The organism is Microbacterium sp. P5_B6 (assembly GCF_056400345.1).
Genome location: NZ_JBFULL010000037.1, coordinates 1 through 6,277 on the forward strand (window position 1 = coordinate 1; position 6,277 = coordinate 6,277).

The 6,277-nt window shown below is 65.2% G+C and carries 6 protein-coding genes; 5 read left to right on the top strand and 1 reads right to left on the bottom strand.

Annotated features, from left to right (window positions below; translation table 11 throughout):
• On the top strand, positions 1-601 hold a 601-nt coding region (locus tag AC1DP3_RS17650), incomplete at its 5' end, for a cytochrome P450 (protein ID WP_477295570.1).
• Here the strand turns inward: AC1DP3_RS17650 and AC1DP3_RS17655 are convergent.
• Positions 598-1,575, bottom strand: a complete 978-nt coding sequence (locus AC1DP3_RS17655) for a LysR family transcriptional regulator (RefSeq protein WP_477295572.1) — start codon at positions 1,573-1,575, stop codon at positions 598-600. The two genes, AC1DP3_RS17650 and AC1DP3_RS17655, sit on opposite strands and share 4 nt — an antisense overlap.
• A gap of 122 nt (positions 1,576-1,697) precedes the next feature.
• Between AC1DP3_RS17655 and AC1DP3_RS17660 the strand changes: the two genes are divergently transcribed.
• The 4 genes from AC1DP3_RS17660 to eno all read left to right on the top strand — a co-directional run.
• Positions 1,698-2,714: a VOC family protein gene (locus AC1DP3_RS17660; protein WP_477295574.1), complete on the top strand. Its 1,017-nt coding sequence runs from the start codon at positions 1,698-1,700 to the stop codon at positions 2,712-2,714.
• A gap of 93 nt (positions 2,715-2,807) precedes the next feature.
• The gene (locus AC1DP3_RS17665; RefSeq protein WP_477295576.1) at positions 2,808-3,941 is read left to right on the top strand and encodes an FAD-dependent monooxygenase; all 1,134 of its coding nucleotides are present in this window, start codon (positions 2,808-2,810) and stop codon (positions 3,939-3,941) included.
• A 46-nt stretch (positions 3,942-3,987) separates the two neighbouring features.
• Positions 3,988-5,001: a phosphotransferase family protein gene (locus tag AC1DP3_RS17670; protein ID WP_477295577.1), complete on the top strand. Its 1,014-nt coding sequence runs from the start codon at positions 3,988-3,990 to the stop codon at positions 4,999-5,001.
• Positions 4,998-6,277: phosphopyruvate hydratase (gene eno, locus AC1DP3_RS17675; RefSeq protein ID WP_477295579.1), on the top strand; the 1,280-nt coding region annotated here is incomplete at its 3' end. The genes AC1DP3_RS17670 and eno, both read left to right, overlap by 4 nt.

Sequence of the window (6,277 nt, forward strand, 5' to 3'; positions counted from 1 at the left end):
GTGCAAGCGCGAGAACCTGGACGATCGCGGCTTCGGTTCGCAGATCTGGAACGCAGCCGATCGAGGTGAGATCACCCACGAACAAGCCCCGCTGGTCGTACGCTCGCTCCTGACTGCCGGCGTGGACACCACGGTGACCGGCATTGCCTCCCTCCTGCACGCGGTGGCGACGACCCCAGGGGCCTGGGAAAGACTGCGCGCAGACCGCTCGCTCCTGCCTCGAGCATTCGAAGAGGCCGTGCGAAGGGAGTCCCCGGTGCAGACCTTCTTCCGCACCACGACCGCTCCGATCGAGATCGCCGGCGTCTCGATCCCGGCGGAGCGAAAGGTGCTGATGTTCCTCGGCGCTGCGAACTTGGACCCTCGGCGGTGGAGCGATCCAGATCGCTTCGACCTCGATCGCGATCCCTCCGGTCACGTCGGCTTCGGGATGGGCATCCACCAGTGCGTCGGGCAGCACGTCGCCCGTCTGGAGGCCGTCACGGTCCTTGACGCGCTGCTGGACCGGATCGAAACCATCGAGCTGGCTGGTCAGCCGATCCGCCATCTCAACAACACACTTCGCGGGTGGGAGCGGATTCCGCTGCGATTCTCCGCTTAGGCCCTCGCTGGCGAAGCATCTGCCTGCGTCTTGGCGTCCAATGCCAGCGGAGTCGCCTCGAGCTCGGCGGCGGCCCGCGCGAACAACCCACGCATCCACTCGTGCTCGGGATCATTGCTGAACAGCGGATGCCACCAGAGCGCGGTCAGCACCGGCGAGAATTCGAACGGTGGAGYCGCGGCGACGAGGCCTCCCAGCCGGATGAACCGTTCCGCAAGCCGACTCTGAACCAAGGCGAGCCGCGGGGTGCCGACGATGAAATCCGCCATGGCAAGGAAGCTCTCGACCACCAGATCGACCGACGGCTCGATACCCAGATTCTGGAGTTGGCGAGAGATGAGGGTGAACGCTGACCTGGACTGGTAGGTGTAGACCCAGGAAGCCGTCGACAGATCGTCGGCGGTCAACCCCTGCTGTAYGGCCCCGTTGTCCTCCGCAGCGACGATCGTCCAGGTGTCATGCCAGAGGTCTTGATAGGGCAGCGCGTTGAGGAATCCGTGCGGAAGAATGATGCCGTCGGCCGACCGAAGTCGTGATCGAGCGTCGTCCACGATGTCGGGGCTGTGGAGTTGGAATCGCAACCGCACATCTGGTGCCTCTGCGGCGGCGGCCCGGACCACCCGGGGCCCAATGGTGCTGAGCGCGTAGTCCGAGCCGTAGAAAGTGAACTCGCGAGTCGAATGTCGCGGACTCCACTCCGCTTGGATCGCGAACACCCGCCGCGCACCCTCAAGTGCGATCGCGGCGTGAGGTGCGAGGCGGGAAGCCAGCGGCGTCAGATCGAAGGAGTTTCCACGACGCACCAGGATCGGGTCTGAGAACTGGATGCGGATGCGCCGCAACGAGGCGCTCAGCGCCGGTTGGCTCAGCCCTAGACGCTCGGCCGCTCGGCTGACACTCCGCTCGGTGATCAGTGCGTCGAGTGCTAGCAGAAGGTTCAGGTCGAGTCGCGAAAGCTTCGGAACATCGGACATCGCCAGCCCTTTCGATATAACGCCGTTGGATATCGGCTATGCGAACATTCACCTTCCTTTATACCGCTGATCCGATCGATGCTGTCAGAACGAGCCACGCGGGCTCGAGGAAAGGATCGATGATGATCAAGCTTCTTGCCCACCTGTCGTTTGTGACGATCACGTCGCCGGACGTGGATGCGTCTGTGAAGTTCTACGAGGATCACGTGGGGCTGACCGTCGTCGACCGAACCGACGATGCCGTCTACCTGCGCTGCTGGGGTGACTACTACAAGTACTCACTGGTGATCGTGGCCGGGGATGCGCCGTCGCTGTCCACCATGGGGTGGCGCACTTCCAGCCCTGCCGCGCTCGAGGAAGCTGCCAAGCGAGTTGAGGCGGCGGGGGTGGTCGGTGAGTGGTTCGAAGAACCCGGGCTTGGCCGCGCATTCCGCTTCATCGGGCCGTGGGGGCACAGCCTGACGCTGCACTGGGACGTCGCGCGACACCAGCCCTCTGACGCCGCAGCATCGATCTACCCCGATCGTCCGGAGAAGCGGTCGAAGGTCGCCGGCGCGCCGCGTCAGTTGGACCACATCACGATCGCCGCGAGCAACGTCGATGCGTTCACCGAGTGGTACCGGGACGTCCTCGGCTTCCGTTTCATGGCTCGAACCGTGCTCGACGAGGCGCCGCTGTCGGTGTTCTCAGTGCTGACGACGAACGAGAAGTCCCACGATCTTGGCGTCGTGCTCGACGGCTCCACGATGCCCGGCCGGTTCAACCACGTCGCGTTCTGGGTAGACACGCGGGAAGAACTGCTCATCGCGGCGGACACGCTGATGGAGAACGGTCACTCCATCGAGTACGGCCCCTCGGTGCACGGCATCGGCGAGCAGAGCTTCCTCTACTACCGCGAGCCGTCGAGCCTGCGCATCGAGCTGAACACGGGCGGCTACCGCAACTACGTGCCGGACTGGGAGCCCAACACCTGGAAGCCGTCGCTCGGCTCGAACAACTTCTACCGCAACAGCGCCATGCCGATGTCCATGACGGAGTCTTTCCCAGCCGCTGATGGCCCCAGCGCGACCGAGGAGKGGGTACCCGAGGAAATCCGGGAAGCCCTCGTCAACCCGTACGCCCAGCATGGCAGAGGCTGACCCGGGCCCTCGCCCCCAGCACGGGKGAAGGACGCCTTTGGGGTGGCCTTCCGGGAAACCACACATCACCAAGCAGAACGAGGAGGTTCTGACATGACCGCAGTCAACAAGGTCGCCATCGCAGGATGCGGAGTAGCCGGCATGGCCGCCGCCATCGCACTCGCCAAGGCGGGCGTGCACGTGGACATATTCGAGTCCAAACCCGAACTGAGCGCGCTCGGCTCGGGCATCACCCTGCAGGGAAACGCTCTGCGTGCCCTCGATCAGATCGGTGTCTGGCAGGATCTGCTCCCGCTTGGTGCCGCCGTCGACGGCCTCACGTTGCGACTCCCTGGTCCGGGGGCGCCCATTCTGCAACAGCTCCCCGACATGAAGAACGGTGGCCCAGACTACCCGGGCACGTTCGGCATCTACCGCCCCGAGCTCGCCGGAGTGCTCCTGTCTCACACGGTCGCAGCCGGGACGATCGTCCGGTTCGGCGCGAGCGTGACCCGTGTGGGGGTGACAGGCAACGGAGTGGACGTGTTCGTCGACGATGAGGCAGTCGGCGTCTACGACCTCCTGATCGGGGCCGACGGACTCAACTCCGTCGTACGCGGTCTGATCGGCATCGAGGTGAAGCCGCAGCCTACCGGGATGGGGGCGTGGCGTTCCTTTGTCTCACGCCCTTCCGAGGTCAAGTCCAGCGAGTTGTTCTATGGCGGGCCGGTCTACATCGCTGGGTACACCCCGACCGGCGAGGACACGATGTACGCGTTCCTTGTCGAAGCCGCTCAAGACCGCGTCGGAGTCTCGGACGAGGAGGCCATGCGCATCATGATCGACGAGTCGCGCGCCTACGAGGGGCCCTGGGACTCGATTCGGGCCGACCTCGAAGCTGGTGCACACGCGCACTACACCTGGTTCACTCAGCACCTCGTGCCTGCCCCATGGAACCGTGGCCGCGTGGTCCTCATCGGCGACGCCGCGCACAGCTGCCCACCCACGATCGCGCAGGGCGCCGCTCAAGCGCTCGAGGACGCGATGGTGCTCACAGAACTGCTGCTCAGTCGCGACTCTCTCGAYCAGCAGCTGTGGGATGACTTCCACCAGCGCAGGGTGCCTCGCGCGCAGGCCGTGGTGGAGGCGTCCGTCCAGCTCGGCCAATGGCAGATCGACGGCGACCGCGACGCCGACGYCGGTGGTCTCATCTTCGGGCTGGCCCAGAAGATGGCGCAGCCGGCATGAATGTTCTGGCCGTGTCCCTCCAATCACTGGGCAACTGCGGGACGTCATGACGAGGGAGAGTGACCTGCTCGATGAGGGGAGCGTCATCGCCTGGGCGTACGCGCACGGAGTGATCACCTCGACATGTGGCGTGCGCGCGAGAGCATTGTCAGGAGGCATTTCCAATGTCGTCCTCGCCGTCGACTCCGGCGACCGCAGTGCGGTCGTGAAACAGTCCCTTCCCGAACTTCGGGTGGCAGACAAGTGGGAATTCGACCGGGCACGGGTCGTCACGGAGCGAAAGGCTCTCTCCTACCTGTCCACGATCATCCCTGGCCACGTGCCCGAAATCCTCGCGGTCGACGATGAGCACTACGCGTTCGCGATGACAATGGCCCCCCCGCCTGGCGAAGTGTGGAAGGCGCGACTGATRCGCGGGGAACTCGAGCCCGCTACCGCCAGGTCGGCAGGCGCACTCCTCGGTCGAATCCAGACCGCCTCGAGAACGGATCGCGCGGCGCTGACCGACTTCCACGACCGGATGCCGCTTCTCCAGGGCCGAATCCGGCCCTACCACCTGACGGCCGCTTCGAAGAATTCGGACGTTGCTGACATCATCACCCGACATGCCGACCAGCTCGTCGCCGCTCGTGACGTGCTCACCCTCGGCGACTTCGCGCCGAAGAACCTGCTCGCATACCCCGAGCGCGTTCTCATCATCGACCTCGAGGTCGCCCACCTCGGCCATGCGGCATTCGACCCGGCATTTCTGCTCACTCACCTTGTGCTGAAGAGCCTCGTGCTGCCTTCGCGCGTCGACGACCTCGCCACCCTGGCAGCCACCTTCTGGAGCGCCTACCAGAACGCCGCCGGTGAGCACACCGCCGCCGATCAGGACGTTGGCATTGCACTCGGCTGCCTGCTGCTCGCCCGCGCGGATGGCAAATCCCAGGTCGAGTATTTGGGCGCACACGCCCCCGGCGTTCGGGCAGCCGCCAAGGACCTGCTCACCAGCGATGTCGACACCCCGATCAACGAGAGCGTCGCACGCGCGCTCCACACCCTCGGAGGGACCCAATGACCACCCACCACATCGATTCTGTGATCGGACGCGAGATCCTCGATTCGCGTGGTCGCCCGACTGTCGAGGCGGAGGTGCGCTTGAGTGACGGGCGATCCGTCATCGCCAGCGTGCCCTCGGGCGCATCGACCGGTCGCCATGAAGCAGTCGAGCGCCGCGACGGTGATCCACGGCGCCACCGCGGAAGAGGGGTACGACAGGCGGCGAACTCCATCAGCACCGAGATCTCCCACCGCCTCCGAGGCATGCCCGTCGACGGTCATCGAGCCGATCGCGCCCTCATCGATCTTGACGGCACCGAAGACAAGAGCCGACTGGGGGCCAACGCTATTTTGGCTACGTCCCTCGCCGTGGTTCGGGCCGAGAGCGTCATCGCCGACCGGCCGCTTTGGCGGCACCTCTCCGGTGGCCACGATGTGACACTGCCCATGCCGATGGCCAATATCATCAGCGGCGGTCTGCACGCAGGGAAGCAGTTGGACTTCCAGGACTTTCTCATCATCCCCGTCGGCGCGGAGCGCTACAGCCAGGCACTCGACTGGATCAGCGATGTCCACGCCGCCACCGCCGATGTTCTCAGCCGCCGAGGCTACTCACTCCTGCATGCCGATGAAGGAGGCTACGGGCCGGCGCTTTCCGGCCATGAGGAAGCACTCGACATTCTGGACGCCGCCGTCGAGGCGGCAGGACTTCGCCTCGGCGAAGACGTGGGGTACGCGCTCGATGTTGCCGCATCCCATTTCTATGACGAGACTCGCGATGTCTACCACCTGGCCAGCGAGGGTCGGGATCTCAGCGCCGGCGACGTCATCGACCTCCTGGAGGGCATGGTGGACCGGCATCCGATTCTGTCTATCGAAGACGGTCTCGCCGAAGACGATTGGGAACACTGGCCAACACTGGTCGAGCGGCTCGGAACCCGCATCCAGGTCATCGGGGACGACCTGTTCACCACGAACGCCAAGCGGCTCGCTCGTGGCTTCAGCGAACACTCCGCCAACGCCGTCCTCGTGAAGATGAACCAGATCGGAACCATCTCGGAGACGCTCGATGTCGTCAGGCAGGCGAAAGCCGAGGGATGGGCGACCATCATCTCCGCGCGATCCGGCGAGACGGAGGATCCCGCGCTCGCCGACCTCGCCGTCGGCTGGGCCGGCGGGCAGATAAAGATCGGCTGCGTCACGCAATCCGAGCGACTCGCCAAGTACAACCAGCTCACCCGCATCGAACAGCAGCTCGGCGACGCTGCCGTGTTCGCAGGCCGCGCCGCCCTCGG